The organism is Zhengella sedimenti (assembly GCF_046506625.1).
GTDB classification, from domain to species: Bacteria; Pseudomonadota; Alphaproteobacteria; order Rhizobiales; family Rhizobiaceae; genus Zhengella; species Zhengella sedimenti.
Genome location: NZ_JBKFFP010000005.1, coordinates 332625 through 357301 on the forward strand (window position 1 = coordinate 332625; position 24677 = coordinate 357301).

The 24677-nt window shown below is 64.9% G+C and carries 28 protein-coding genes and 1 tRNA gene; 14 read left to right on the forward strand and 15 right to left on the reverse strand.

The genetic code is table 11. The features are described from left to right. Positions 1–95: 95 nt before the first annotated feature. Together ACLB6G_RS15495 and ACLB6G_RS15500 are read left to right on the forward strand one after the other, a co-directional pair. Positions 96–641, forward strand: coding sequence for a MerR family transcriptional regulator (locus ACLB6G_RS15495; protein WP_410357095.1), 546 nt, complete (start codon positions 96–98; stop codon positions 639–641). Positions 642–677: 36 nt separating this feature from the next. Continuing rightward, positions 678–971 (forward strand): DUF1330 domain-containing protein, encoded by a 294-nt coding sequence (locus tag ACLB6G_RS15500; protein ID WP_410357096.1) that lies wholly within the window; start codon positions 678–680, stop codon positions 969–971. A gap of 53 nt (positions 972–1024) precedes the next feature. Here the strand turns inward: ACLB6G_RS15500 and ACLB6G_RS15505 are convergent. The 5 genes from ACLB6G_RS15505 to ACLB6G_RS15525 form a co-directional block, all read right to left on the reverse strand. After that, positions 1025–1101: transfer RNA gene (locus ACLB6G_RS15505), tRNA-Pro, on the reverse strand. A 69-nt stretch (positions 1102–1170) separates the two neighbouring features. Continuing rightward, entirely contained in the window at positions 1171–2433 is a 1263-nt protein-coding gene (locus ACLB6G_RS15510) for an O-antigen ligase family protein (protein ID WP_410357097.1), read from the reverse strand. Next, entirely contained in the window at positions 2430–3971 is a 1542-nt protein-coding gene (locus ACLB6G_RS15515; RefSeq protein ID WP_410357098.1) for an undecaprenyl-phosphate glucose phosphotransferase, read from the reverse strand. The genes ACLB6G_RS15510 and ACLB6G_RS15515 overlap by 4 nt, the downstream gene beginning before the upstream one ends. Positions 3972–4033: 62 nt before the next feature. After that, positions 4034–5185, reverse strand: coding sequence for a glycosyltransferase family 4 protein (locus tag ACLB6G_RS15520; RefSeq protein WP_410357099.1), 1152 nt, complete (start codon positions 5183–5185; stop codon positions 4034–4036). A 6-nt stretch (positions 5186–5191) separates the two neighbouring features. Then, on the reverse strand, positions 5192–5758 hold the full coding sequence (locus tag ACLB6G_RS15525; RefSeq protein WP_410357100.1) for a polysaccharide biosynthesis/export family protein: 567 nt from the start codon (positions 5756–5758) through the stop codon (positions 5192–5194). A gap of 222 nt (positions 5759–5980) precedes the next feature. Here ACLB6G_RS15525 and ACLB6G_RS15530 point away from each other — a divergent pair, with 222 nt between their 5' ends. Further along, positions 5981–8203, forward strand: a complete 2223-nt coding sequence (locus ACLB6G_RS15530) for an exopolysaccharide transport family protein (RefSeq protein WP_410357101.1) — start codon at positions 5981–5983, stop codon at positions 8201–8203. 69 nt (positions 8204–8272) lie between these two features. On the opposite strand, the gene ACLB6G_RS15535 is transcribed toward ACLB6G_RS15530, so the two are convergent. Then, complete coding sequence (locus ACLB6G_RS15535) at positions 8273–9448, reverse strand: GNAT family N-acetyltransferase (RefSeq protein WP_410357102.1); 1176 nt, start codon at positions 9446–9448, stop codon at positions 8273–8275. A 79-nt stretch (positions 9449–9527) separates the two neighbouring features. On the opposite strand from ACLB6G_RS15535, the gene ACLB6G_RS15540 reads away from it, so the two are divergent. After that, positions 9528–10586 (forward strand): polysaccharide deacetylase family protein, encoded by a 1059-nt coding sequence (locus ACLB6G_RS15540; RefSeq protein WP_410357103.1) that lies wholly within the window; start codon positions 9528–9530, stop codon positions 10584–10586. 4 nt (positions 10587–10590) lie between these two features. Here ACLB6G_RS15540 and ACLB6G_RS15545 read toward each other — a convergent pair whose 3' ends face one another. Next, positions 10591–10803, reverse strand: a complete 213-nt coding sequence (locus tag ACLB6G_RS15545; RefSeq protein WP_410357104.1) for a DUF2842 domain-containing protein — start codon at positions 10801–10803, stop codon at positions 10591–10593. 164 nt (positions 10804–10967) lie between these two features. Here ACLB6G_RS15545 and ACLB6G_RS15550 point away from each other — a divergent pair, with 164 nt between their 5' ends. Beyond that, a complete protein-coding gene (locus ACLB6G_RS15550; RefSeq protein ID WP_410357105.1) occupies positions 10968–12074 on the forward strand; it encodes a COX15/CtaA family protein in 1107 nt (368 codons plus the stop codon). A 28-nt stretch (positions 12075–12102) separates the two neighbouring features. Here the strand turns inward: ACLB6G_RS15550 and argC are convergent, their stop codons facing one another. Then, the gene (gene argC, locus ACLB6G_RS15555; RefSeq protein ID WP_410357106.1) at positions 12103–13032 is read right to left on the reverse strand and encodes an N-acetyl-gamma-glutamyl-phosphate reductase; all 930 of its coding nucleotides are present in this window, start codon (positions 13030–13032) and stop codon (positions 12103–12105) included. A gap of 40 nt (positions 13033–13072) precedes the next feature. Beyond that, positions 13073–14023, reverse strand: coding sequence for an agmatinase (gene speB / locus ACLB6G_RS15560; protein ID WP_410357107.1), 951 nt, complete (start codon positions 14021–14023; stop codon positions 13073–13075). 177 nt (positions 14024–14200) lie between these two features. Between speB and ACLB6G_RS15565 the strand changes: the two genes are divergently transcribed. Further along, positions 14201–15310, forward strand: coding sequence for an acyltransferase family protein (locus ACLB6G_RS15565; RefSeq protein ID WP_410357108.1), 1110 nt, complete (start codon positions 14201–14203; stop codon positions 15308–15310). A gap of 73 nt (positions 15311–15383) precedes the next feature. Here ACLB6G_RS15565 and rpsI read toward each other — a convergent pair whose 3' ends face one another. The 4 genes from rpsI to ACLB6G_RS15585 form a co-directional block, all read right to left on the reverse strand. Continuing rightward, positions 15384–15866 carry a 30S ribosomal protein S9 gene (gene rpsI / locus ACLB6G_RS15570; RefSeq protein WP_410357109.1) on the reverse strand — a complete coding sequence of 161 codons (483 nt, stop codon included), beginning with the start codon at positions 15864–15866 and terminating at the stop codon, positions 15384–15386. A 5-nt stretch (positions 15867–15871) separates the two neighbouring features. After that, positions 15872–16333 carry a 50S ribosomal protein L13 gene (gene rplM, locus ACLB6G_RS15575; protein WP_410357110.1) on the reverse strand — a complete coding sequence of 154 codons (462 nt, stop codon included), beginning with the start codon at positions 16331–16333 and terminating at the stop codon, positions 15872–15874. Between the two features lie 220 nt (positions 16334–16553). Then, on the reverse strand, positions 16554–17009 hold the full coding sequence (locus ACLB6G_RS15580; RefSeq protein WP_410357168.1) for a PaaI family thioesterase: 456 nt from the start codon (positions 17007–17009) through the stop codon (positions 16554–16556). A 50-nt stretch (positions 17010–17059) separates the two neighbouring features. Next, positions 17060–17929 carry a crotonase/enoyl-CoA hydratase family protein gene (locus tag ACLB6G_RS15585; RefSeq protein WP_410357111.1) on the reverse strand — a complete coding sequence of 290 codons (870 nt, stop codon included), beginning with the start codon at positions 17927–17929 and terminating at the stop codon, positions 17060–17062. Positions 17930–18079: 150 nt separating this feature from the next. Here ACLB6G_RS15585 and ACLB6G_RS15590 point away from each other — a divergent pair, with 150 nt between their 5' ends. Both ACLB6G_RS15590 and ACLB6G_RS15595 read left to right on the forward strand, forming a co-directional pair. After that, positions 18080–18670: a hypothetical protein gene (locus tag ACLB6G_RS15590; RefSeq protein ID WP_410357112.1), complete on the forward strand. Its 591-nt coding sequence runs from the start codon at positions 18080–18082 to the stop codon at positions 18668–18670. Positions 18671–18701: 31 nt separating this feature from the next. After that, on the forward strand, positions 18702–19526 hold the full coding sequence (locus tag ACLB6G_RS15595; RefSeq protein WP_410357113.1) for an enoyl-CoA hydratase: 825 nt from the start codon (positions 18702–18704) through the stop codon (positions 19524–19526). A gap of 9 nt (positions 19527–19535) precedes the next feature. On the opposite strand, the gene ACLB6G_RS15600 is transcribed toward ACLB6G_RS15595, so the two are convergent. Continuing rightward, entirely contained in the window at positions 19536–19811 is a 276-nt protein-coding gene (locus ACLB6G_RS15600) for a Txe/YoeB family addiction module toxin (RefSeq protein WP_410357114.1), read from the reverse strand. 3 nt (positions 19812–19814) lie between these two features. Further along, positions 19815–20075, reverse strand: a complete 261-nt coding sequence (locus tag ACLB6G_RS15605; protein WP_410357115.1) for a type II toxin-antitoxin system Phd/YefM family antitoxin — start codon at positions 20073–20075, stop codon at positions 19815–19817. 59 nt (positions 20076–20134) lie between these two features. Here ACLB6G_RS15605 and ACLB6G_RS15610 point away from each other — a divergent pair, with 59 nt between their 5' ends. From ACLB6G_RS15610 to ACLB6G_RS15635, 6 genes are all read left to right on the forward strand, one after another. Beyond that, entirely contained in the window at positions 20135–20473 is a 339-nt protein-coding gene (locus tag ACLB6G_RS15610; RefSeq protein ID WP_410357116.1) for a VOC family protein, read from the forward strand. A 164-nt stretch (positions 20474–20637) separates the two neighbouring features. Beyond that, entirely contained in the window at positions 20638–21159 is a 522-nt protein-coding gene (locus ACLB6G_RS15615) for a CoA-binding protein (RefSeq protein WP_410357117.1), read from the forward strand. A gap of 8 nt (positions 21160–21167) precedes the next feature. After that, positions 21168–21767, forward strand: a complete 600-nt coding sequence (locus ACLB6G_RS15620) for a LysE family translocator (RefSeq protein WP_410357118.1) — start codon at positions 21168–21170, stop codon at positions 21765–21767. A 508-nt stretch (positions 21768–22275) separates the two neighbouring features. Further along, positions 22276–23559 (forward strand): O-acetylhomoserine aminocarboxypropyltransferase, encoded by a 1284-nt coding sequence (locus tag ACLB6G_RS15625; RefSeq protein ID WP_410357119.1) that lies wholly within the window; start codon positions 22276–22278, stop codon positions 23557–23559. A gap of 30 nt (positions 23560–23589) precedes the next feature. Continuing rightward, positions 23590–24294 (forward strand): SDR family oxidoreductase, encoded by a 705-nt coding sequence (locus ACLB6G_RS15630; protein WP_410357120.1) that lies wholly within the window; start codon positions 23590–23592, stop codon positions 24292–24294. Positions 24295–24343: 49 nt separating this feature from the next. Continuing rightward, a complete protein-coding gene (locus ACLB6G_RS15635; protein WP_410357169.1) occupies positions 24344–24670 on the forward strand; it encodes a cupin domain-containing protein in 327 nt (108 codons plus the stop codon). Positions 24671–24677: the final 7 nt, after the last annotated feature.

Genomic DNA, 24677 nt, shown 5'->3' on the forward strand with positions numbered 1-24677 from the left:
GCGCTTCGGGCGCTTGCATCCGGCCACCTCCGGCGGTCTGATGGGCAACCGTGATTCGTTGGCGGCTTCCGCCGCCTTCAAGGGAGAGCGAGCCCATGGAAAAGAGCCCGGACGCCTTCAGGACCATTTCGGAAGTGGCGGAGGATCTCGACCTGCCGCAGCATGTCCTGCGCTTCTGGGAAACGCGCTTTTCCCAGATCAAGCCGATGAAGCGCGGCGGCGGGCGCCGCTACTACCGGCCCCAGGACGTCGAACTCATCAAGGGCATCCGCCACCTGCTCTATGACCAGGGCTACACGATCAAGGGTGTCCAGCGTCTCATCAAGGAGAACGGCATCCCCTTCGTGGTGGCGCTGGGAACCGGCGACGTTTCCGCCATCGAGGCCATCGCGCAGAAGAAGCAGGCCGAAATCGAGGCGCAAAAACCCCATCCTGCACCTGAAGGGCCGGCCGATGACGACAAGCTCGTTGGCGAGGCGCGGCCCAAGCAGCCGCGCCGCTTCTTCGGGCTTGGCCGTCCGGACGACGACGGCCCCGTGGACGCCGGCCAGGCCAGCCTGTCGAGGGACAACCGGGCGCTTCTGCAGGAAGCGCTGTTCGATCTTCTGGAATGCAAGCGCCTGCTCGACCAGGTGCGCTGAGCCTTTCCCGATTCGCCTGACAGGGAGGAGTGACCCATGGCCGCCTTCATCATCGCCGACGTGGATATCCGCGACGCAGAAGCCTACAAGGACTACATGCCCAAGGCCAGGGCGCTGGCCGAGAAGCATGGTGGCCGCTACCGGGCGCGCGGCGGCGAACTGGATGTCGTGGACAGCGAGTTGTGGACGCCGACCCGCCTTGTCATCATCGAGTTTCCGGACATGAAAAGCGCACAGGCCTTCGCGCGCTCGGAGGACTACGCTCCGGTCGCGGCGATCCGTCATGCCAATTCGAAGAGCACGGTCGTCATCGTCGACGGAATGGATTGATCCACGTGGCAAGGCCGCGGGGCTGTCTGGCCTGCCTGTTGCTTCCGGTGAAATGGTCGGAGCGGCGGGATTCGAACCCACGACCCCTTGACCCCCAGTCAAGTGCGCTACCGGGCTGCGCTACGCTCCGACGGTTGGCCTTCTAGCTGGCATCGGGGCCTCTGGCAACCGGAATAATCGCACACGGCGGCAATTGGGATCAGGTTCCGGCCAGCGCCGGGTGCGCCCGCCCGGCCGCACGCGCCGCCTGGACACGGGCTTCCAGCGCGATGCCCCCCCACACCATGCCGAGCAGGATGTAGAAGTGGCGCCAGTGGTCGATGTCGATCACGGTTCCGAGCAGGATGTGGCCGAGGAAGGCGACATAGGCCGTCATGAAGAAGGGCTGCCACGGGCGCGGCCGGAACAGGATGCGCAGGCCCGCGCCGAGCGTCCAGACGGTGAGCAGGGCGAAGGATATGAAGCCGAGCCAGCCATAGTCCATCAGCGCCTTGAGCCAGATGTTATGCGTGTCCTCGCCGAAGATCAGGCCGAAATTCAGCGGGCCGATGCCGAGCGGTTTCTCCGTGGCCATGATGAAGCCGATGATGTGGCGGGCGAAGCGACCCAGCCGTGCGCCGTCGTATTCCTGCACGAGGCGCGCGCGGGTTTCGAAGAGTTCGGCGACCGACGGGATCTGGAGCGCGACGAGAATGGCGATGATCAGCAGAGCGATGGCGACGAGCGCCATGACCGCGATGCGAAGCCTGAACAGCGTCGACCTGCTCTGGATGAACATGAAGCCCACCAGCACGGTGATGCCGAGGCCATAGAGACCCCAGGCGCCGCGCGAGAACGACATGAACACGCCCAGCGTGATGAGGATGAGGGGAACGGCGACGCGGACCATGTCGTGAAAACGGCCGGCCACCAGCCGGTAGACAAGGTAGAAGCCGGGCGCGGCAAGGTAGGGGCCGAAGACGTTCGGATCCTGGAAGGCGCCGGCGGCGCGCCCGTAGAGCGTGAACACCTCGGCGCCCGGAAAGGCATGGAAGTAGCCGAGGATGCCGAGCAGCGACGTGCCCGAGGCGCCGATCACCCAGGCATGGAACATCGGCTTGAAATAGTGCGGCCGCGTTTCCAGGACCGCGGCGAAGAAGATGGCGGTGAAGCCGAGGAAGAGCGAGACCGCCAGGTAGAGCGGTGTGCCCCGGAGTTCGGCCATGGTCAGCATCGACAGGAAACCGCCGATGTTGAAGATGACGATCAGGACGATCAGCGGCGTGATTGCGCGCGAGAACGTGATGGCGCCGGCCAGCGCCCAGACGGCCATGAGTCCGACCAGATAGAGTTCATAGGGCGCGGGCTCGCGAATGACGAAGCCGGCCAGCAGCGGGCCGATGGCCACCGAGAAGGTGGCTGTCATGGCGGCGAGCCTGGCATGGACGGCGGCCCGCGGAATGTCCTGCGCGATGGCGCTCAATAGGCGTTTTCCGTTTTCAGCAGGCGGATCGGCGTGAGGAACAGGATCTTCAGGTCGAACAGCAGCGACCAGTTCTCGATGTAGTAGAGATCGAATTCCGTGCGCCGCTGGATCTTCTCGTCATTGTCCACCTCGCCGCGCCAGCCGTTGATCTGCGCCCACCCGGTCACGCCCGGCTTCACGCGGTGGCGCGCGAAATAGCCGTCCACGACCTCGTTGAACAGCAGGTTGTGGGCCTGGGCGGCCACCGCATGCGGGCGCGGGCCGACCAGCGACAGTGATCCGAACAATGCGTTGAAGAACTGCGGCAACTCGTCGATGGAGGTCTTGCGGATGAACCGGCCGACCTTCGTGACGCGCGGATCGTTCTTGGTCACGGCCTGCTTTGCCGTCGGATCGCACATCTCGGTATACATGGACCGGAACTTGAAGACCTCCACGGTCTCGTTGTTGAAGCCGTGCCGCTTCTGCTTGAAGATCACCGGTCCCTTGCTCTCCAGCTTGATGGCGATGGCTGTCGCCAGCATGATGGGCGAGAAGGCGACGATCGCGAACAGCGAGAAGACGATGTCGAAGATCCGCTTGGCGACCGAATCCCAGTCGGTGATCGGCTTGTCGAAGATGTCAAGCATCGGCACCGTTCCGACATAGGAATAGGAACGCGGACGGAACTGCAGCACGTTGGCATGGGCCGAGAGGCGGATATCGACCGGCAGCACCCAGAGCTTCTTCAACATGGTCAGGACGCGCCGTTCCGCCGTCAGCGGCAGCGCCACGATCATCATGTCGATGCGGGCGATGCGCGCGAAGTCGATCAGGTCGTCGATATTGCCGAGCTTCGGATAGCCGGCAACGATCGGCGGCGAACGGCTGTCGTCGCGGTCGTCGAAGATGCCGCAGATGCGCACGTCGTTGTAGGGCGAGCGTTCGATGGAACGGATGAGCTTTTCCGCCTCCTTGCCGCCGCCCACGATCACGGCGCGCCGCTCCATGCGTCCGTTGCGCGACCAGCGCACGATCAGGCGGGCAATGACGATGCGCAGCACGACGATGCCCGCAAATCCGGCAACCGCCCAGCCCGCGAACCAGACGCGCGAATAGTCGGCGGAGTTCTTCAGGAAGACCGAGGCGAGCGCCATGAGCGCGAAGGCGCCGGCATATGCAAGGATGGAGCGCCCGAACCGCAGGAAGGGACGGCGCAGGCGGCTGACGCGATAGCCCTCCGCGAATTCGAACGCCACGACCGTGAGAACGGAGCCGAACAGGATCGTCAGCGCATAGGCGGGTGCCGTTGCCGGTGCAAGGCCGACATAGTGGAAGAAGACGGCGAAGCCCGCAATGCTCATGGCGCAGAATTCAAGCAGCCGAACAATGCCGCTGATCATGGCCGGCGAAAGCGAATCGTCGCGGTATTGCGCCGCGACCGTCTTTGCCATGGCATTGAGCGCGCGCTTTTTCTCGCTCCGGTCGTTGTCTTCCGGCTGGAAGGCGCGAACGGAATCGGGCGAATAGGCGAGGGTCGGATCGGTCTTGCTCATCGTGGTCCCGCGAAACCGGCAGAGCCGGGATGTATGACGCGAGGGAACATATCAGCGGGGTGCTAAGAAACCCTTGACCCGGGTGAAAGGATGTCCCGGTAGATCGCGGTCACCTGGCTGGCCATCGCCGCCGCCGAGAAACGCGCCTTGAGACTGTCAATGTCCGGCATGGCCGCCTTGAATCCCGCCTCGTCGTCGAGCGCCGCCTGCATGACGGGCGCCAGGCTGTCCGGGTCCGGTGCGCAAAGTGCAGGCGAATCCGCGCCGAGGATTTCCGGAATGCCGCCGACCCGGCTTGCGATCATGATCTTGCCGGCGGCCAGCGTCTCCAGCACGGTATAGGGCAGGGCCTCGGCGCGCGACGAGAGAACCATGATGCGCCCGAGGCGAAAGGCATCGCGTGCGGGCATCGGCATGTGAAAGCGGATGCGCTCCTGGGCGCCCGTGCCGGTTACCCGCTGCATGAGCGCTTCACGGTCCTCGCCGTCGCCCACGATCGCGGCCGTCGCCGGAGATCCGTCCGGCCGCTTCACCCGAAGAACGGCATCCAGGAAGATGTCCGGCCCCTTCAGGAGCCGCAACATTCCCATGAAGAGAAAATCGGCGGCGTCCGCATCCGGGATCACCGGCTCGAACTCGTCCGGTGTCAGGCCGTTGTAGACCAGCGCCGAGCGGCAATGCGGCTGTCCGACCTTGGTCAGGAACGTCTGCCGTTCGTGGTCGGACACGAACAGGATGCAGTCGCTCGCCCTTGAAAGCTGCTTCTCCAGGGCGAAGAAGAACCTGCCCGTCGCGGTGTTCGGATCGTAGTGCAGGCTTCCGCCATGCGGTGAATAAAGGCGGGCTACGCAAGACCTTGAAACCCGCAGAAGTGAGCCGAAGACACGGGCATAGACGCCGCCCTTGGCGCCGTGCCCGTGCAGCACGTCCGGCTTCAATTCCTTGACAAGCTTGTATGTTCTGGCCGCGGCGGCAATGTCGCCAAGGCCGATATGACGTTGCATCGCCGTTCGCTGGACACCCAGTGACAGTTCCGGTTCCAGTTCGTCGAGCATGCGGTTCTCGAAGGCCCCGCCGGTCGTCGAATCGCAGATGATGCCGACGCGGTGCCCTTCCGCTTCCTGCGCGCGCGCCAGGTCCCGGACATGGCGGAAGATGCCGCCGACAGGGGAGCGGAAACAGTGCACGATGTTGAGCGGCGGCATCGGCGTCATCCGGGATCAGAAGAACCGTTCGCGCACGTAGATGGTATCGCCGGGCAGGAGCGGATCGGACAGGATGACGCGGCCGGTCATGACCTTGCCGTTGATTGTGCGCGTGACGTCGACGCTGCCCTGGCTGGCGCGCGGCGAGAAGCCGCCGGCCAGCGCCACCGCCTTCTGCACGGTCAGGCCCGGCACATAGGCATATTGCCCGGCCGCGCCCACCTCGCCCATGACGAAGATGGGCCGGTAACGGTCGACCTCGACAGAAACGTCGGGATCGCGGATGTAGCCCTGGCGCAAGGCCTGCGCCAGTGACAGTTCCAGGTCGGCGACGGTGTGGCCGCGCGCGGCAACCTGGCCGATGAGCGGGAAGGCGATATGGCCCGACTGGTCCACCGAATAGGTGTTGGTCAGCCCTTCCTGCTCGAACACGGTGACACGGACCCGGTCGCCCGCGTCCAGCCGGTAGGGCTGGTAGAGCGCCTCGTGGAAGGCCGGCGGGGTCGGCTTGTAGGAAGAGCAGCCCGAAACGCCGGCAACGGCAAGGGCAAGGGCGGAAAGGGCGAATGCGCGGCGGTTCATCAACGCTGACCTTCTTGGATCGGCGGGCCGCCCGGTCGCGGCACCGCTTTCGTCAGCCTTGTTTATCTGTCGTTAGGGTTAATGGCTGGTAAAGCCGCCGCGATATCCGCGCGCCCGTCTGCCGTTGCGGCGAAAGCGCGACCCGGCAGGAGGCTCCGGTATTAACTGCAGCTAAACCAAACCCGTTTACCATGATCGCCGTGCAGTATTCGGAGTAGACGCATGTCCGGCGTGAATGGAACGGCTCAAGATGTGGATATCGATTTCCCGGCGCTGGTGGCGGGACTGTGGCGCAGGAAGTTCCTGGTGCTTGCCGTCACGCTCCTGGTCACGGCCGCCGCCTTTGCCGTGTCGCTCTTCGTCAGTCCGAAATACATGGCCGAGACCCGCATCCTCATCGAGACCCGCGAATCCGTCTACACACGCCCCAACTTGGAAAACGGCCGCGCCGAGTCGCTCGATCAGGAAAGCGTCCAGTCGCAGGTCGAACTGATCGCCTCCACGGCGCTTCTGTCGCAGGTCGCCCGCCAACTGGAGCTTGCCGGACGCGACGAGTTCACCAAGAGCGCCGGCCTGTCGATTCCCTTCGTTTCCGAGCCTTCGCGCGGCACGCTCGAAGAGCGCGTCCTCCGCAACATGCGCGAACGCCTGAAGGTCTACCGCACCGAAGGCACGCGCGTGATCGTCATCCAGTTTTCCTCCAGCGATCCGAAGCTGGCCGCAGACGTTCCCAACGCCATAGCCGATGTCTACATGGATCTGCAGCGCAAGGCCCGGCTTGAGACCGACACGACCGCGACCGAATGGCTGGCCCCGGAAATCGCTGAATTGCGGGACCGTGTGAAGCAGGCCGAAAGCCGCGTGGCGGAATACCGCGCGGCAAACGACATTCCGGTCGGCCAGAACAATGCGGCGCTGGCCACGCAGCAACTCTCCGAGATTTCCACCGAACTGTCGCGGGTGCGCGCAAGCCGGGCCGCGTCCGAAGCCCGCGCCCAGTCGATCGAACGGGCGCTGGCCTCCGGCGGTGCCATCGACGCGATTCCCGAGGTTCAGACGTCCGGCCTTATCCAGCGGCTGATCGAGAAGAAGGTCGACCTGCGCGCCGAGATCGCCGACCTGTCAACCACGCTTCTCGACAACCATCCGCGCATCCGCTCACTGCGGGCGCAGCAGGACCAGCTTGACAGCCAGATCCGCGCCGAGGCCGCCAAGGTGCTGACCGGACTGAAGACGGAAGCCGAGACGGCCCGTCTGCGCGAGAGCGAACTGACCGCCGCCGTGAACCGCCTCAAGGCGGAATCGGCCCGTGTCTCGGAAGGCGAGGTGGAGTTGCGCGCGCTCGAGCGCGAGGCTGCCGCCCAGCGCGACCTGCTGGAATCCTACCTGGTGCGTTTCCGCGAGGCCAAGTCGCGAAAGGAAGCGTCCTACAGCCCGGTCAATGCCCGCATCTTCTCGCGTGCCATCGTCCCGTCGGACCCTTATTTCCCGAAAAAGGTACCGATCATCGGCGCCGCCTTCGCTGCCACGCTCCTGCTGATGACCATCTTCACGCTGCTGGCCGAACTGTTTTCCGGCCGCGCCATGCGCGCGGTGTCCGCGACGCCAGCGCCGGCGACGGAGATCGCCATGCCGGCAGTCGCACGGCAAGGGGCGCAAGGCACACCACCGCCTGCAGCCCATGGCGGCGGTGGCGGGACCGGAGATGCCGAAACCCGCGAAAGCCCGAAGTCCGGAGCCACGGCTGCGGCTGCGCGCGCTGCGGAACAGGCCATGTCGGCCGCGAACACGAGGGCTGCGGCGGCGGCAGCGCGGGAAGCGCGCAAGGCGACGACTGCCCGGCAGCATCCGGGCCTGTCCGGCGAGGATCTCGCGGTGCGGCTTGTCGAAGCCGGCGCCGCCCGTGCCGTCTTCGTGTCGCCCGAGGGCCGGGAAGCAGCCGCCTCGGCCATCCTGACCGCCCGTGCGCTCGCCGATTCCGGCCTGCGCATCATCCTGCTCGACCTCACTGCGGACAATGCCGCGTCCCGGCCGATGCTGGAACGCGATGCCCGCCCCGGCATCACCGATCTGCTTGCCGGCAATGCTTCCTTCTCCGAGATCATTCATGGCGATCATTTCTCCGATTGCCACGTGATCCCGACAGGCACGGGCGATCCGGAGCGTGTCGCCCGGTCCATCGAGCGCCTTCCCATCATCCTGGACGCGCTGGGCCAGGTCTATGACATGATCGTCATGGAATGCGGACCTGCCGATGCCGAGGGCATCGCCCGCGTGTGCAGCGCCACGGCGGAAGTGGTTCTGGCTGTCGTCGATCCCGAGGCTCCGGAAGTCCTGGCCGCGGCCGACGATCTGGTGTCAGCGGGTCATGGCAACCTGCTGATCGGGCGGGCCGACATGGCCGGCCGTCCATTGCCGCCGAAAGCCGGCCGCAGCGCCGCCTGACCGTGGGATGATGGGTGCGGCCCTGTCCGCGTGAACGGTGACCGGACGCCGCCCGCCGGTTCTGGCGCTTCAGCCTTCGGCGCGTGAGGCGCGGAGTTTGCGAAGCGACTTGTAGGCGGCCCAGAGCGGCGGCGTGTTCTTGATCTGGCGTTTCAGCGACGACGTCCCGGTGCGCATGGCCGCCAGCAGCCGCCCGCGCGCGTTCAGCGGGATCAGCGTGTCGCGCTGGACGGTCTCGATATCGCACCAGAGTCGCTTGTAGGGCTCGTCGCCGACGGAGAAATCGTAGATCAGGAAGCCCTTGTCGCAGGCTTCGCGGATGGCCTCGAAAAAGAGGTAATCGCCCGGGCTCGTGTTTTCCTTCTCGTCGGGCCGTATGGCGGAAAACTCGCAGATCATGCGCTTGCCCGACAGGCTCGACCCCGTGACGGCGCGTATCTCGCCGCCGACCTCCAGCGCATGCAAGATGAATTGCGGCTCCGCCCGGACCACCGCTTCGCCGAAAAGACCGTGGAAGAAGGCCTTGATCGCCGGATTGGCGAAGACGTCTTCAATGCCCATGCTGGCGAAGCGCTGCGACTTGAGATCGAAGAAGGCGTCCAGCAGGCGCCGCGCGGTCTCTCGGTCGCTGGCGGCATGGACGCGGATATCACCCTGTTCGCTGAACTTCCGTTCGTTGGTGCGGTGTTTCTTGCGCTTGCGCTTGCCCGAATGGCGCTGCAGCGTCGCATCGAAGCCGCCCGCCAGGTCCACCGCGAGCGCGAGGTTCGCGCTGGCAGGTGACGAAGGCAGGACCAGCGGGTTGGCAAGACCGCCGATTTCCGGCTGGAGGCGGGTCAGGGCGATGAGCGCGATGTCCGGCCGGGCAGCGCGAAGCGCCTCGGCCATCATGGCGCTGAGGTCGGCGGGCGGGGGAAGGGCGGCATCCGGCGTCATGGCCGGAAAGCAGCCATTGGCATGGCGTCCGCCGACCGGCACGGCAACGCGGCCAAGTCCCTCGTCAATCACTTCGAGCGGCAGGCAGAGATGCCGGCGGTCGCCCTCGGCCACGGTGATGAAGACAATGTCCGGATTGACGTGGCGCGCCCATTGCGCAACCCAGTCCGCATGTTGCGCCGGGCCGCAGGCCACGCGCGCGCAGAAGGCCGCGTGGCCTTCATGCGCCTTGGGACCCGTCTCCACCTGCACCGCCGGTCTCGCCGCGAGGGCGGACAGATCAGCGGCATCGCCCGATACATCAACCATCCTTCAATCCTTCGGTGCTATCCAGACCGGACATCCCGCCCGAACCATGCCCGTCTGGGTATCCGAAAAAGGTGAAGGAATGATCGACAGGGGCGAGGTGATCCGCAAGGTGATCCTCAATGGCGTCAAGTGGACAGGACTTTCGCGCATCTACCGCGCCATGACGCCTTGCGCCGGCGCCATCCTGATGCTGCATCGCGTGACGGAAGCGCGGACCTCGCCGCTCGGCTTCAACAGTCATCTGGCGATCACGCCGGCATTCCTCGACTGCCTGATCCGGGACCTGAAGCGGGATGGCTACCGCTTCGTATCGATGGACGAGATGGCAGATCGCCTGGAAAACGGCGAGACCGGTGGCTGCCTGCTGGCTTTGACCGCCGATGATGCCTATCGCGACAACCTGGCCGAGGCGCTGCCCGTTCTGGAGCGTCACCAGGCGCCGATCACCGTCTATGCCGCACCCGCACAGATCAGCCGCCGCATCGCGCTTTGGTGGATGGTGCTGGAGGACATCATCGCCCGCCGCGAAGGTCTCTATGCCCCGGTGCGCGGCGAAGCCGTGCATTTCGACTGTTCCACCCCGGCAGCCAAGCGGACGGCCTTCGTCGAACTGGAAAGCTGGCTGACGACAGGCATCGACGAGGCGGAACAGGACGGCCTGATCCGCGATCTCGCCGCGGTTTCCGGTATCGATGCGCTGAAGGCCGGAGACGACGCCCTGATGAACTGGCGGGAGCTCAGGTCCTTCGCCGCACATCCGCTGGTCACGGTCGGCGCCCATACCATGCATCATTACAACCTGCGCCGGCTCGATACGGAAACCGCTTTCTCCGAAATCCTCGATGCCGCCGACGTTCTGGAAAACGAACTGGGCGCCCGTCCGCGCCACATGGCCTTTCCCTATGGCTTCGAGGCGGCGGTGGGGCCGCGGGAGGCGGACCTGGCACGCAAGGCCGGGTTCCGGACAGCGGTGACCACCCGCCATGGCCTTCTCGATCCGGGGCACAGGAACCACATGCACACCCTGCCGCGCATCTCGGTCAATGGACGCTACCAGTCCGTGGCCTATCTGCGCACCATGCTGACAGGCATCACCACGCCGATCGCCAATCGCGGCAAGCGCCTCGTGACGGTTTGACCGCTCACCCCTTGCGCGGCGGACGGTTCATCCAGCTTATGATGAACATGGCCGGCACCACCCAGAGGATGCCGGTGAACAGGAAATAGGCCAGGTGCACCAGCGGACCGGATTCGGCGAGTCGAGCCACGGCCACGGTCGTGGCCACCAGGGCATAGACGACGACGAGCAGGACGAGCAGCACGGTGCCGACAAGTTTCTTGAGGCGGACTGGCATGGCGGTGTTCCGGTATCTTTCTTGCCGGTTGTCTATTGGAAACGGACGCGGAAGGGAACAGCCTTGCGGGCGCGACAGCCTGTCACGCGAAGCTGGCACTTGAAAGCCTCGCGCCATTGCGTCAGTTAGGAGCGGATTTCAGCAAGCCGGACCTGGATACGCCGATGACCGATGCCGCCGTGGCCGTTTCGCCTTCGCCGCGCCCCTACGAGATACTGGACCGCCAGGCGCGCAATCGCGCGGCTGTGCGCCGCTGGCTCTATGTCGTCCTGCTGTGGCTGCTGGCGCTCGTGGTGGTTGGCGGCGCGACCCGGCTGACCGATTCGGGCCTCTCGATCACCGAGTGGAAGCCGATCCACGGCATCGTTCCGCCGCTGTCGGAAGCCGAGTGGCAGGAGGAACTCGCCAAGTACCGCCAGATCCCCGAATACCAGCAGATCAACAAGGGCATGAGCCTTGAGGAGTTCAAGGTCATCTTCTGGTGGGAGTGGGGACATCGCTTCCTGGCCCGCATGGTCGGTTTCCTGTTCGCCCTGCCGCTCGCCTTCTTCTGGCTGACCGGACGGCTGGAAACCCGTCTCAAGCCGCGCCTCCTGGGCTTGCTGGCGCTGGGCGGCCTTCAGGGCTTTGTCGGCTGGTGGATGGTCGCCTCCGGCCTGACGGAGCGCACTGACGTCTCGCAATACCGTCTTGCCGTCCACCTGACGCTGGCTTCGGTGATCTTTGCCGCCATCATGTATGTCGCGCGCGGCCTGGCCGTGCACAGCGGCGGCCCTTCCTCCGCTGCCACGCGCAAGGGCGCCGGCTGGATGGTGCTTCTGGTCCTTGTCCAGATTTATCTCGGTGCGCTGGTGGCCGGTCTGGACGCCGGATTCACCTACAACACCTGGCCGCTGATGGACGGCGCGCTCGTGCCCGGCGGTCTCTGGCTGCAGGAACCCTGGTGGATCAACGCCTTCGAGAACCCGAAGACCGTGCAGTTCATCCACCGCTGCGGCGCCTATGCCGTGCTCGCGGCCGCCATCGTCCACATGCTGCGCACGATGAAGCGGGAAGCCGGGTCGACCCATGCCCGCCGTTCCGCGCTGCTGGCGGGGCTGGTCGTCGTGCAGGCGGTCTTCGGCATCGTCACGCTGCTCATGCAGGTGCCGCTGTTCTGGGGTCTCGTGCACCAGGCCACGGCGCTCGTCATCCTCGGCTTCGCCGTTGCCCATTGGCGGGGCACCATCGGCAGCTATCTGCCGGAGACGGACGTCGTCGTGCGGCATTGACCCGCCCGCTTGCCGGGCGGGCGCTGGCTCATGCGCCGATCATCAGGTTCAGGTTCTGCACCGCCGCGCCGGACGCGCCCTTGCCGAGATTGTCCAGCGAGGCGATCAGGTTGACCTGGCCCATGCCCTCCGTGCCGAGCACGTAGATCTTCAACCGGTCGGTCCCGCGCATTTCCTCCGCGTCGATGCGTGGCATCGCGATGCCTTCGTCCGGCGCCACCACCTCGACCACGTCCTGGCCCGCGTAGTGATCGGCAAGCGCCGCATGGATCGCCGCCATGGACGGGTTTCCGGACATCAGGTCGCAGAACAGCGGGACATTGACCAGCATGCCCTGGGCAAACCGGCCGACCGCCGGGGTGAACACCGGACGGCGGGTGATGCCGCTGCGTGCCATGATCTCGGGCACGTGCTTGTGGCCGAGTGTCAGCGCATAGGCGAAATGGTTTGCCGTGATGGCGTCGTCGCGCGAGGGGTCCTCCATCTGCGCGATCATCTGCTTGCCGCCGCCGCTATAGCCGGAGACGGCATTGATGGTCACCGGGTAATCGCCGGGCAGAAGGCCGGCACGGACGAGCGGCGCGAGAATGGCGATCGCGCCGGTGGAATAGCAGCCGGGATTGGAGACGAACTGCGCCCCGGCGATCCGTTCCGCCTGTCCCGGCTCCATTTCGGCAAAGCCGAAAACCCAGTCCGGATGGGTGCGGTGCGCGGTGGATGCATCGATGAACCGCGTACCGGCATCGGCGGCCAGCGCCACCGCCTGCCGCGCCGCATCGTCGGGAAGGCACAGGATCGCGATGTCGGCGTCCTTGAGCATCCTTTCGCGCATCGCCTCGTTGCGCCGCTCTTCCATCGGGATCGACATCAGCGTGATGTCCGAGCGCCCGGCCAGGCGCTCGCGGATCTGCAGGCCCGTGGTGCCGTGTTCGCCGTCGATGAAGATTTTCGCGCTCATGGATATTGCCTTGGCTTGGGGGGGGGGCTTCCGGGGCTGTTTACTTTGCGCCTCGCCGCTCGGCAAGCAGGCCGAGATAATGCATGGCTATGGTGGCGCCCGCGATCGCCGTGATGTCGCCATGGTCATAGGCCGGGGCCACTTCGACGATGTCGGCGCCCACGATGTCGATATCCTTCATGTGTCGCAGCACCGAGAGCATCTTCGCCGAGGACGGCCCGCCCGCCACCGGCGTGCCCGTGCCCGGCGCGAAGGCGGGATCGAGGCAATCGATGTCGAAGGTGACATACACATGCCCACCGCCGGTGCGCTGCGCGATGCGCCCGGCAATCGCCGCGGCACTCATCTCCTCCACGTCGTAGCCATGGATGATCTCGATGCCGCAATCCTCCGGCGCATGGGTGCGGATGCCAACCTGGATCGACCGGGCCGGATCGATCACGCCGTCGCGCACAGCGCGTCCGACAAAGGAACCGTGGTCGATGCGCTTGCCATCGTCGTCCCATGTGTCCTGATGGGCGTCGAACTGCACCAGGGCCAGCGGGCCGTATTTTGCCGCATGGGCTTTCAGGATTGGCCAGGTGACGAAATGGTCGCCGCCCAGCGACAACAGGAAGGCGCCGGATTTGAGAATCCTGGCCGCCTCCCGCTCGATGATGCCTGGCGTTTTCTGGTGGTTGCCGTAGTCGAGCAGGCAATCCCCGTAGTCGGTCACCGCCATCGCCTCGAACAGGTCGCGGTGAAAGGGATATTGCGGGTCATTGTCAAAGATCGCGGAAGCGCGGCGGATCGCCTGCGGCCCGAAACGCGCGCCCGGGCGGTTGGAGACCGCCGCGTCGAAAGGAATGCCCCAGACCACGGCGTCGGCCCCCTTGGCGGATTTCGAATAGGGCCGGCGCATGAAGGAAAGCGCGCCGGCATAGGTCGGATCGCTGGCGGCGCCTGTGCGCTTGCGGGCGGTAAAGGCGTGGTCGATGGATTTTGACGGCATGAAGGGCTCCCGGATTTTTCGCGGGCGACAATGCCTCATCCTTCGCCGGACCGGAAGGGGCAATGGCGGATCGCGCGGCCGCCGGGAGGAACAGAACTTGCTAATCAAATAATTAGTGGAAGCAACCGGGCCTTCCTGTCCGATAACGAGACGGACGGGCGGCCGGCGGGATCGCGAATGGCACAGGACACAACGGCCGCGGCCATAGTGGGACAGACATGCGGACCGGGACACCATGCGTTGTCCGGCGCGCCGGTGCAGCGCGTTCCCATGCTCGATTCCATCCAGTATCTGCGCGCCATCGCCGCCTGGCTGGTCGTTGTCTACCACGTCACCGCATCGGTGGCCGCCGAGACCGGCCAGCCGGTCACGTGGGCGCTCGGCGCGGTCGGCGTCGACATCTTCTTCGTGCTCTCCGGCTTCCTGATGGCGATGATCGTGGACCGCGGCGAACCGGTCGACGGCCGCTTCGTGGTCCGGCGTGTCATCCGCATAGCACCTCTTTATTATACCATGACGATCGTGCTCTTCGTCACGGCGCTCACCTGGCCATGGCTGCTGAACACCGTCAAGGCGGACTGGCGGCATCTGCTCACCTCCCTCCTTTTCCTGCCGAGTGGCGGGATCGGCGGCGGCAACCAGCCCATCCTCATGCTGGGATGGACCCTGAACTACGAGATGACCTTCTACCTGCTCGTCTTTGCCTTTGTCCGCTGGGGGGGAGACAGGCATTTGAACGGACTGGCCGTCTTTCTTGCGGCTGTCGTCCTGGCCGGTCGCTGGATTGGCGAAGCAGGGATGGTGCTGCGCTTCTACACCGATCCCGTCATCCTGGAATTTGCCCTCGGCATCATCGTCTACAACGCCACCTTTCGTGGCCGGTATGCCGCGCAGCAGGGGTGGCTTTACTGGGTCGCGCTGGCCGCCGGCGTGTTCCTGCTCTGGGCAGGCGCCGGGGGAGAGCCCCATGAATGGCGCTTTGTGGTCTGGGGCATGCCCGCGGCGCTGATCGTGGCGGGCGGAGTGCATGTCTTCACCGCGCATGTCGGCTGGCTGCGCCGGCTCGGCGACTGGTCCTATTCGACCTACCTGCTCCATGTCTACGTCATCCAGGCGCTTGTGAAGCTCGTCCTTCCGGCGGCCGGCCTGCCGGTTTCCTCGCCCTTGTGCGTCTTTCTCACCGTTGCGCCATTGGTCGCAGCCGGAAGCCTCGTCATGTACCGCTGGCTTGAAATGCCCGTCATGGCCTGGCTTGGCCGGCGCGTCGCGAAGCGACCGGAACGGTAATCCGCCCCCGGATAGAAGAAAGCCCGGCGCGATGGCCGGGCTCTCGGGGAATGCAGGCAGTTTCGCCGGCGCGTCAGCGCTTGGAGAACTGGAAGGACCGGCGGGCCTTTGCCTTGCCGTACTTCTTGCGCTCGACCACGCGGCTGTCGCGCGTCAGGAAGCCGCCCTTTTTCAGAACGCCGCGCAGTTCCGGCTCGTAATAGGTCAGGGCCTTGGAAATGCCGTGACGCACCGCGCCGGCCTGGCCGGACAGGCCGCCGCCCTTGACCGTGGCGACGATGTCGTACTGGCCGTCACGGGCAGCCGCGACGATCGGCTGGCGCAGCACCATCTGCAGGACCGGACGGGCGAAGTATTCCTCGTAGGTCTTGTCGTTGACGATGATCTTGCCGGAGCCGGGCTTCACCCAGACGCGAGCAATGGCGTCCTTGCGCTTGCCGGTGGCATAGGCGCGGCCGTGGGCGTCGAGCTTCTGCACGTGAACCGGGGCGGATGCCTCCTCGGTCACCATGCCGGTGGCTTCACCCAGAGCTTCAAGCGAATTCAGATCGGCCATGGAAATCAGCCCTTCGTGTTCTTGGACGACATGGCGGCCACGTCGAGCGTGACGGGCTGCTGCGCCTCATGGGGATGGGTGGCGCCGGCATAGACGCGCAGGTTCTTCATCTGGCGCCGTCCGAGCGGACCGCGGGGGATCATGCGCTCGACGGCCTTCTCGATGACGCGCTCCGGAAAGCGGCCCTCGATGATCTGGCGCGCGGTGCGCTCCTTGATGCCGCCGGGGTGGCCGGTGTGCCAGTAGTACATCTTGTCGGTGTACTTCTTGCCGGTCAGCTTCACCTTCTCGGCATTGACGATGATGACGTTGTCGCCGTCATCGACATGCGGGGTGAAGGTGGCCTTGTGCTTGCCGCGCAGGCGGTTTGCGACGATTGTGGCGAGGCGGCCGAGAACGAGCCCTTCGGCGTCGATCAGGATCCACTTCTTTTCCACTTCCGCCGGCTTCTGCGAAAAGGTTTTCATCGTGGTGTCTCTCAAATGGTCCGCCTTCGGGGCCAGGGCCCTTCCCGGCGGCGATTCTTGTTGCTTGCGTTCCGGCGCCATGCACCAAAACAAACGGCGGCCCGGACCCGGACCGCTGTCGGGGCGCTTATAGGCGAGGGCGCGCCAGGCGTCAAGCGGGTGTTTTCAGCCGCGTTGCCGGGAAAGTCATAAAAAACAGGGATTTAGATATGCGGTATTATTATACCGTATCCATGGAGCGCTTCGGGGGAATGGAATAGGTGCCCGTGGCATGGGCCACGACATGCCCGGCCGACACCATCTCGATGTCGAAGACCATCAGGCTGCGGCCCAGTTTCAGGATGCGGCACAGCCCGTCCACCGGCCCCGCCTCCGCCTTGCGCATGAAATTGATGTTGAGATTGGTGGTGACCGCCAGCGCCTCGCGCCCGATATGGGACAGCACGCAGGCATAGCCGCCGATGTCGGCCAATGTGAAGAGTGACGGCCCGGACACCGTGCCGCCGGGCCGCAGGTGCCGGTGGTCCGCGTTCAGGCGCACTCGCGCCGTTCCCGGTGCGATCTCGGTGACGACATAGGCGGCGAAGTCCTCGTTGAGCTGCGGGTAGACCTCCTTGAGGAAGGCGTTGAGTTCGTCGGCGTCCATCACGGGCGCAAGGGAGTGCTTGGTCATGATCCTGGGGTCTTGTGGTTGGCGAGAAGGGTGGGGAGGGGGCGCAGGCCGGCTCAGCCGCCGCCGCGCGGATTGACCGGGCGGTTTTCGGTCCAGTCGAACGTGCCGAGATCGCGCTCGCGCACCGCTTGTTTCCAGCCCTGGGACTCCGCCCGGGCCTTGAAGTTCAGGCCTTCGGGCGAATGGCGGGTGATCCCGTCGAAAACGGTGGCGAACATCTGCGTCTGTTTCAGGCCCATGGCCTCTATGGCCTGGTTGACGACGAGTTTCTGCATCATCAGCTGGTTGATCGGCACCGTGGCCATGCGTTCGGCCAGCCGCTCCACCTCCGAGTCAAGATCGGCGGCAGGCACGGCCTTGAGGACGAGGCCGAGGCGCTCGGCCTCCGTGCCCTTGATCCGGTCGCCGGTGAAGAGCATCCGCTTGGCCTTTTCCGGCCCGAGGCGGTAGACCCACATGGCGGTCGTCGGGCAGCCCCACACGCGCACCGGCATGTAGCCGATCTCCGCGTCCTCGGCCATCACGATCATGTCGGAACACAGCGCGATGTCGGAGCCGCCGGCCACGGCGAAACCATGCACCTTGCAGACGACCGGCCGGTAGGACCGCCACAGGCTCATGAACAGTTCCGTGTTGCGCATCATGAAGGCATAGTCCTTCATGGGGTCCCAAGGCATGTCCTGGGTCACCGCATTGCCGTCCCCCGCCGCCGCTTCCGCGTAATAGGTCAGGTCATAGCCCGCGCAAAAGGCCCGGCCGGCGCCTGAAAGCACGATCACATGGACGCCCGGATCGCCATTGGCCTCCTCGACGCAGGCTGCCAGTTCGCGCGGCAGTTCGTCGTCGATGGCGTTCAGGACGTCCGGCCGGTTGAGCGTGATCCGCCCGATCCGCCCGTCCTTCTCATACAGGACCTTCGCCATGATTCCTCCCTCCGGCAACGCGTCAACTGCCTTGCGTTGACGTATTGGTAACACGAAAATCACGCTTTCCAAGCCGGATGACAGCCGATAAGTCTGGGCACGGGCAGGAAGGCACGGCCGTTTCATGGGCCGCCAGAGGGGAGACGGGAAATGCGTTCATGCGTGATCAGGCTGGCGGCGGCATCGGCGCTGGCGCTGGCGCTGGCGGCTTTGCCGTCGGCTTCGTCCGCCTTGGCCGGGGGAGGCGGCGTGACCGTGGCGGCAGCGGCCGGGACCGTCGCCCAGGTGCCGTTGACGCCCGAGACGGTGCTCCGCTTCCTCGAAAGCTGGGAAAGCGTCGAGGCGGTGTTTGCGGAACTCGACGACCAGTACGAGCCGGGCGACCCCGATGCGGTGATGGATGAACTGGCCTATCTGGTCGAGAGCGCCGATGCCGTGGCGCGGCTGGAAAGCGAGGTAAGGGCAGCCGGATGGTCGGGCTTCGAGGACTGGTTCATGACGGCGCAGTCGATCATGCTGGCCCGCCAATGGATCATCGATCCGCCCAATTCCGAGGATATGGATGCCGCGGAGGCGGAGATCCGCGCCATGCAGGGCATTTCCGAGGATGTGCGCGCCGAATTGCTGGCCAATCTGGCGGACGCGCGAAGCCAGATCGACGGCCTGCGTCCCTCGCAAGCCAATCTCGACGCTGTCCGCCCCCATGTCGAGCGGCTGGATTCGGTGCTCGGCAACCGGTAGGGTCGGACGGAAGAAAAAGGGAGCAGCAACAATGACAGCGCATGTGAAACAGGCCGAAATCCCTGCACCCGAGCTTGTCCGCACAAGCCGTTCGGGCAAGGTGCTGACCATCGAACTGGACAATCCGCCTGCCCATTCCCTTTCCTCGGCGGCCATCGCGAAACTGCACGCCACGCTCGACGAGGCACGGCTCGACCGCGGCGTGAATGTCATCGTGCTGGCCTCCTCCGGCAAGATCTTCTGCGCCGGCCATGACCTGAAGGAAATGAAGGCCCATCGCACGAATGATGACGATGGCGGGCGCCTGTTCCTGGAACGCCTGTTCCATGCCTGCTCGGCCATGATGAAGGCGATCGTGCGCCATCCCAAGCCGGTCATCGCCAAGGTTGACGGCATCGCTACCGCCGCCGGCTGCCAGCTTGTCGCCTCCTGCGACCTGGCGATCGCCTCAGACCGGTCGACCTTCTGCACGCCGGGCGTCAATCTTGGCGGTTTCTGCTCCACGCCCATGGTGGCACTGTCGCGCAATGTCGGGCGCAAGCACGCCATGGAGATGCTGCTGACAGGCGAAATGATCGACGCGCAGACGGCGCGCGATTTCGGCCTCGTCAACCGGGTGGTGCCGGCCGATTATCTGGATCAGGTCGTGGAGAAATATGCCGCCGCCATCGCGTCGAAGTCGCCGGTCGCCATCGCGCGCGGCAAGCAGGCTTTCTACGAGCAGGCCGACATGCGGCTCTCCGAAGCCTATGACTATGCCAACAGGGTCATGGTCGACGGCTTCATGACGCATGATTCCGACGAGGGCCTCGCCGCCTTCTTCGAGAAGCGCGAAGCGGCGTGGAAAGGGGAGTGAGACCCTGAGTCAACGCCGCTCATAATGGTATCGGCACATGGCAATTTGCAGGATCTGTGTGTCGCCTGGACCGGTGACACGGTAAACCAGACGATGCTCGCGCGTGATCCGTCGTGACCAGAAGCCTTGCCATTCGCCTTTGAGCGGCTCCGGCTTGCCAATTCCGGAAAACGGATTACGGCGCGTGTCGCGGATGATTTCGCGCAGGCGTGCCAGCGTTTTCGGGTCGCTCTCGATCCAGTGGTAAAAATCGTCCCACCCGAGTGGGTCGAACTGGATCCGCATGCTTTACAGGCCGAGGTCGCTGTCGCTCTTGTCGATCGCCTCGCCGGTTCGCAACCGGTCCACGGCTTCGGAAAGGCGCACGGCATTGGCCTTGCTGCCCATCAGGTGCAGCGTTTCCTTCCAGCTTTCCAGTTCCTCCAGCGGCATGACCACAAGCGGGCTCTTCCCTTGCCGGGTTACGATGAGTTCCTTGTTGTCGCGCTCGACCTGGTCGAGATACTTTGCCAGATTGGCCCTGAATTCGGATTGACTGACAATACCCATCGACCTGATCCTTGTACAATAAACCGTACGAAAATTAGCACAGAAAGGACGTGGTGCCAATGGATGGACGATTCGCGCCCCGCCTGACCATGGTCACGCTGGGCGTGGCCGATGTCGCCGCCTCAACGGCCTTCTACGAGCGCCTCGGCTTCGTGAAATCCTCGGCCTCCAACGCCAACGTCACCTTCTTCCGGCTTGACGGAACGGTGCTCGGCCTGTTCGGCCGCGCCGACCTGGCCACCGATGCGGGCGTGGAAAATGGTGCTCCCGGCTTCTCCGGCGTTTCAATCGCCCAGAATTTCAACAGCGAAGCGGACGTCGATGCCGCTTTCGCCCATGCAATTGCCTGTGGCGCCAGGGCGACAAAGCCGCCGGAAAAGGTCTTCTGGGGCGGCTAATCCGGTTATTTCGCCGATCCCGACGGCCATTTGTGGGAAATGGCCTTCAATCCCTTCGCGCCCAACGGCGAAAACGGCTTCATGCAACTGCCGGCATGAAACCGGTGCTTGACCGCCCGCGTTCCCCTGTGCAGGTGTTGCACGATGCCAGCGGAAGGACCGAGATGAATCACGACCATTATGACGACGCCTACATCGCGGGCATCCTGAACGACGTGAAGACCGTGGCCATTGTCGGCGCTTCCGCCAACGAGGTTCGGCCGTCTTTTTTCGTGCTGAAATACCTGATCGACAAGGGCTATACGGTTCACGCCATCAATCCCGGTCACGCCGGAAAGACGATCGACCGTGCCATGACCCATGCCTCGCTGGCCGATCTGCCGGAACCGGTCGACATGATCGACATTTTCCGCGCTTCGGTCGCCGTGCCCGGGATCACCGACGAGATCCTGGCCCTGCCGTGGCGTCCGAAAGTGGTCTGGATGCAGTTGACGGTGCGCGATGACGAAAGTGCGGCCCGGCTGGAAGCGGAAGGCATTCGCGTCGTCATGAACCGTTGTCCCAAGATCGAATATGCCCGGCTTGCGCGCGAGATCGGCTGGAACGGCGTCAATTCCGGCCAGATTTCCTCGCGCCGCCCGGTCCTGCGCGAAGGGTTCCAGAGCTTCGGCATCCGCAAGGGCTGACGCGGCCCATGGGTGCATTTGTCCTTGCCGTCTTTTTCCTGTTGATAACGCCTGGCCCCGGCGTGCTGTCCGCCGCCGGTGTCGGCGCCGGTTACGGCTTCCGCCCGGGCCTTGCCTATGTCGCCGGCCTGTTCAGCGGCAACATGGTCGTCGCGCTGGCGGTGATTTCCGGCATGGCGGCGGTGCTGGAACTCTATCCTGCGCTGCGCTTTGCCCTGTTTGCCGTTTCAACGGCCTATCTGCTCTATCTGGCTGCCAAGATCGCCTTTGCCGGTTCGCGCATCGCCTTCATCCATTCCGAGCGCCCGCCGGGCTTTCTCGGTGGCTTCCTGCTCCAGTTCGTCAATCCCAAGGCCTATGTGGTCAACACGGCGCTGTTCACCGGCTTTCCCTTCATGCCGGACAGCCTGATGGCCGAGACGGCGATCAAGCTTGTCCTGTTCAATGCTTTCTGGATTCCGGTCCATCTGCTCTGGCTGTCGGCCGGCGTCTGGCTGCACCGTCTCGACCTGAAGCCACGTACGCACCGCATCATCAACATGGGCATGGCGGCAGCAATGTTGCTGGTCGTCGGCATCGCCGCCGTGGCGCGGCCATCTCCGGGCTGACAGGCAGGCAAACAAAAAGCGGGGCTGTTTCAAACCCCGCTTCCGCTGCCCGGATTTTCGGTCCGGGCGCCGATCTGCGCTGACTGCCAGTACATCCGTGGTTTGCCGCAGCAGATCGTCAGACCAGTGTCGGTCCGATTGATTAACAAGATATTAACGGCCGGGCATCTTTTCAAGGGGCGGCCGCAAGAAGCAAAAAAGCGGGGCTGAACCCCGCTTCCCCGCGGCCCGTATCCGTCGGGCCGGATGCCGGGCGGCTGCCAGTTCATCCGTGGCTGGCCGCGTCCGGCAGGAACACTCCTAGGGCGCGGACATGACAGCCGTGTGAAACCGGCTGCATCTGCGCAATCCGCCGGATTGGCGGCAAGATTTTGCCAGGATCGCCCGTTTTCGGGAATGGGATTGCGCAGGCAAGGCACCGCAGCCCGACAATCGCCTTTGACCTTGTCCGTTCTCTGTCGGATAAGGTGGCGACGCCTTTTTCACGACGCACCTTTCGGGAGGGATCATGTCTCAGCGTACACCAGGTTTCGAAACCCTTGCCGTCCATGCCGGCGCAGCCCCGGACCCGGCCACCGGCGCGCGCGCCACGCCGATCTACCAGACCACGTCCTATGTCTTCAATGACGCGGACCATGCGGCCTCGCTCTTCGGCCTCAAGGCCTTCGGCAACATCTATACCCGCATCATGAACCCCACCCAGGCGGTGCTGGAAGAGCGTGTCGCCGCGCTCGAAGGCGGCACGGCGGCGCTTGCCACCGCGTCCGGCCATGCAGCCCAGCTTCTGGTCTTCCACACCATCATGCAGCCGGGCGAGAACTTCGTCGCCGCGCGCCGCCTCTATGGCGGATCGATCAACCAGTTCGGACACTCCTTCAAGAACTTCGGCTGGGAGGTCCGCTGGGCCGATGCCATGGATCCGGCGGAGGTGGAGAAGCAGATCGATGACAAGACCAAGGCCGTCTTCATCGAGAGCCTTGCCAATCCGGGCGGCACCTTCACCGACATCGCGGCCATCGCCGAAGTGGCCCACAAGCACGGCCTGCCGCTCATCGTCGACAACACCATGGCGACGCCTTATCTCGTGCGCCCGCTGGAGCATGGCGCCGACATCGTCGTCCATTCGCTGACCAAGTTCATGGGCGGCCATGGCAATTCCATGGGCGGCATCATCGTCGATGGCGGCACGTTCGACTGGTCTGCCTCCGGCAAGTATCCGATGCTGTCGGGCCCGCGCCCCGAATATGGCGGCATGGTGCTGCACGAGACCTTCGGCAATTTCGCCTTCGCCATTGCCTGCCGCGTGCTCGGCCTGCGCGATTTCGGTCCCACCATCTCGCCGTTCAACGCCTTCCAGATCCTGACCGGCATCGAGACGCTGCCGTTGCGCATGGACCGCCATTGCGAGAACGCGCTCAAGGTCGCCACCTGGCTGACGAGGCAGGACAAGGTGGCCTGGGTCTCCTATCCCGGCCTTGCCGACGACCCGAACCACGCGCTGCAGAAGAAGTATTCGCCCAAGGGCGCCGGCGCGGTCTTCACCTTCGGCCTGAAGGACGGCTACGAGGCGGGCATCCGTTTTGTCGAAGGCCTCGACATGCTCTCGCACCTGGCCAATATCGGCGATACCCGCTCGCTCGTCATCCATCCGGCCTCCACCACGCACCGCCAGCTCTCCGAGGAACAGCGGGCGGCGGCCGGCGCCGGCAATGACGTCATCCGCCTGTCGATCGGCATCGAGAATGCGGACGACATCATCGCCGACATCGAACAGGCCCTCGCCAAGGCTTGATCTTCTGGCGTTTCGCGCCAGGTCGCTCGCATGGACAGTTTTCCCGCGGGCGGCCTGGCCGTCGTCACCGGATCGTCGGGCGCCTTAGGCGGCGCGCTTGCAGACCGCCTGGAGGCTTCCGGGCGGTTTTCGCGTGTCATGCGCCTCGGTCGAAAATCCGCGCCACCCCTCGACATCACCGATGAGGCAACCATCGAAGCCGCCGCCGCGCAGCTCAAGTCAACCGGCCTGCCGCTGCGCATTGTCCTCGATGCGACGGGCTTCCTCCATGACGCGGATTTCATGCCGGAAAAATCGCTCCGCCAGATCGATCCTGTGCATATGGCCCGCGCCTTCGCGATCAATGCCATCGGCCCGGCGCTGCTGATGAAACATTGCCTGCCGCTGCTGGCGCGCGAGGGAAAATCCGCCTTCGCCACGCTGTCGGCCCGCGTCGGTTCCATTTCGGACAACCGGCTGGGCGGATGGCATGCCTATCGCGCGTCGAAGGCGGCGCTGAACCAGCTCGTGCGCACCGCATCCATCGAACTGGCGCGGAAGAACCCCGGCGCCATCTGCGTGGCGCTGCATCCGGGCACGGTGGAAAGCCCGCTCTCCGCGCCCTTCGCGAGGGCCGGGCTCGACGTCCGGCCGCCGGATGTGGCGGCAGGCGATCTCCTTGCCGTCATCGACAGCTTGACGCCGGCGCAATCCGGCGGGCTCTATGATCATCGCGGTCTGACCATCGGCTGGTGATGACACGGCCAGGGCCGCGCGGAGGCATTTCATGACAGACCCGTTCATCATGCGCGTCGCGGCATCCGTGGAAGCGGAGGTCACGCGCCCGGACCCCGGCAAGGTGATCTCCGGCGATCCCGTTCACACGACCTGGAACCTGGAGGAGCGCGACGGCCTCTATTGCGGCATCTGGCAATCGACGCCGGGCAAATGGCGCATCGCCTATGACGAGTGGGAGTATTGCCACATCCTGGAAGGCGTCTCGGTGATCGCCGAGGATGGCGGCAGCGCGATCCGCGTCAAGGCTGGCGACAGTTTCATCCTGCGTCCCGGCTTCAAGGGCACCTGGGAAGTGCTTGAAACGACGCGCAAGGATTACGTCATAAGGTTGTAGGCCGGGA

Excerpts from the sequence above, each read along its gene's own strand:
- ACLB6G_RS15565 (WP_410357108.1), top strand. The coding sequence starts at position 14,201 with ATGGCACAGGACACAACGGCCGCGGCCATAGTGGGACAGACATGCGGA.
- speB (WP_410357107.1), bottom strand. The coding sequence starts at position 14,023 with ATGCCGTCAAAATCCATCGACCACGCCTTTACCGCCCGCAAGCGCACA.
- ACLB6G_RS15550 (WP_410357105.1), top strand. The coding sequence starts at position 10,968 with ATGACCGATGCCGCCGTGGCCGTTTCGCCTTCGCCGCGCCCCTACGAG.
- ACLB6G_RS15500 (WP_410357096.1), top strand. The coding sequence starts at position 678 with ATGGCCGCCTTCATCATCGCCGACGTGGATATCCGCGACGCAGAAGCC.
- ACLB6G_RS15585 (WP_410357111.1), bottom strand. The coding sequence starts at position 17,929 with ATGGCGAAGGTCCTGTATGAGAAGGACGGGCGGATCGGGCGGATCACG.
- ACLB6G_RS15545 (WP_410357104.1), bottom strand. The coding sequence starts at position 10,803 with ATGCCAGTCCGCCTCAAGAAACTTGTCGGCACCGTGCTGCTCGTCCTG.
- ACLB6G_RS15495 (WP_410357095.1), top strand. The coding sequence starts at position 96 with ATGGAAAAGAGCCCGGACGCCTTCAGGACCATTTCGGAAGTGGCGGAG.
- ACLB6G_RS15630 (WP_410357120.1), top strand. The coding sequence starts at position 23,590 with ATGGACAGTTTTCCCGCGGGCGGCCTGGCCGTCGTCACCGGATCGTCG.
- ACLB6G_RS15590 (WP_410357112.1), top strand. The coding sequence starts at position 18,080 with ATGCGTTCATGCGTGATCAGGCTGGCGGCGGCATCGGCGCTGGCGCTG.
- ACLB6G_RS15635 (WP_410357169.1), top strand. The coding sequence starts at position 24,344 with ATGCGCGTCGCGGCATCCGTGGAAGCGGAGGTCACGCGCCCGGACCCC.
- ACLB6G_RS15625 (WP_410357119.1), top strand. The coding sequence starts at position 22,276 with ATGTCTCAGCGTACACCAGGTTTCGAAACCCTTGCCGTCCATGCCGGC.
- rpsI (WP_410357109.1), bottom strand. The coding sequence starts at position 15,866 with ATGGCCGATCTGAATTCGCTTGAAGCTCTGGGTGAAGCCACCGGCATG.
- ACLB6G_RS15530 (WP_410357101.1), top strand. The coding sequence starts at position 5,981 with ATGTCCGGCGTGAATGGAACGGCTCAAGATGTGGATATCGATTTCCCG.
- ACLB6G_RS15520 (WP_410357099.1), bottom strand. The coding sequence starts at position 5,185 with ATGACGCCGATGCCGCCGCTCAACATCGTGCACTGTTTCCGCTCCCCT.
- ACLB6G_RS15515 (WP_410357098.1), bottom strand. The coding sequence starts at position 3,971 with ATGAGCAAGACCGATCCGACCCTCGCCTATTCGCCCGATTCCGTTCGC.
- ACLB6G_RS15615 (WP_410357117.1), top strand. The coding sequence starts at position 20,638 with ATGAATCACGACCATTATGACGACGCCTACATCGCGGGCATCCTGAAC.
- ACLB6G_RS15610 (WP_410357116.1), top strand. The coding sequence starts at position 20,135 with ATGGATGGACGATTCGCGCCCCGCCTGACCATGGTCACGCTGGGCGTG.
- ACLB6G_RS15535 (WP_410357102.1), bottom strand. The coding sequence starts at position 9,448 with ATGGTTGATGTATCGGGCGATGCCGCTGATCTGTCCGCCCTCGCGGCG.
- ACLB6G_RS15600 (WP_410357114.1), bottom strand. The coding sequence starts at position 19,811 with ATGCGGATCCAGTTCGACCCACTCGGGTGGGACGATTTTTACCACTGG.
- ACLB6G_RS15595 (WP_410357113.1), top strand. The coding sequence starts at position 18,702 with ATGACAGCGCATGTGAAACAGGCCGAAATCCCTGCACCCGAGCTTGTC.
- ACLB6G_RS15620 (WP_410357118.1), top strand. The coding sequence starts at position 21,168 with ATGGGTGCATTTGTCCTTGCCGTCTTTTTCCTGTTGATAACGCCTGGC.
- argC (WP_410357106.1), bottom strand. The coding sequence starts at position 13,032 with ATGAGCGCGAAAATCTTCATCGACGGCGAACACGGCACCACGGGCCTG.
- rplM (WP_410357110.1), bottom strand. The coding sequence starts at position 16,333 with ATGAAAACCTTTTCGCAGAAGCCGGCGGAAGTGGAAAAGAAGTGGATC.
- ACLB6G_RS15525 (WP_410357100.1), bottom strand. The coding sequence starts at position 5,758 with ATGAACCGCCGCGCATTCGCCCTTTCCGCCCTTGCCCTTGCCGTTGCC.
- ACLB6G_RS15605 (WP_410357115.1), bottom strand. The coding sequence starts at position 20,075 with ATGGGTATTGTCAGTCAATCCGAATTCAGGGCCAATCTGGCAAAGTAT.
- ACLB6G_RS15540 (WP_410357103.1), top strand. The coding sequence starts at position 9,528 with ATGATCGACAGGGGCGAGGTGATCCGCAAGGTGATCCTCAATGGCGTC.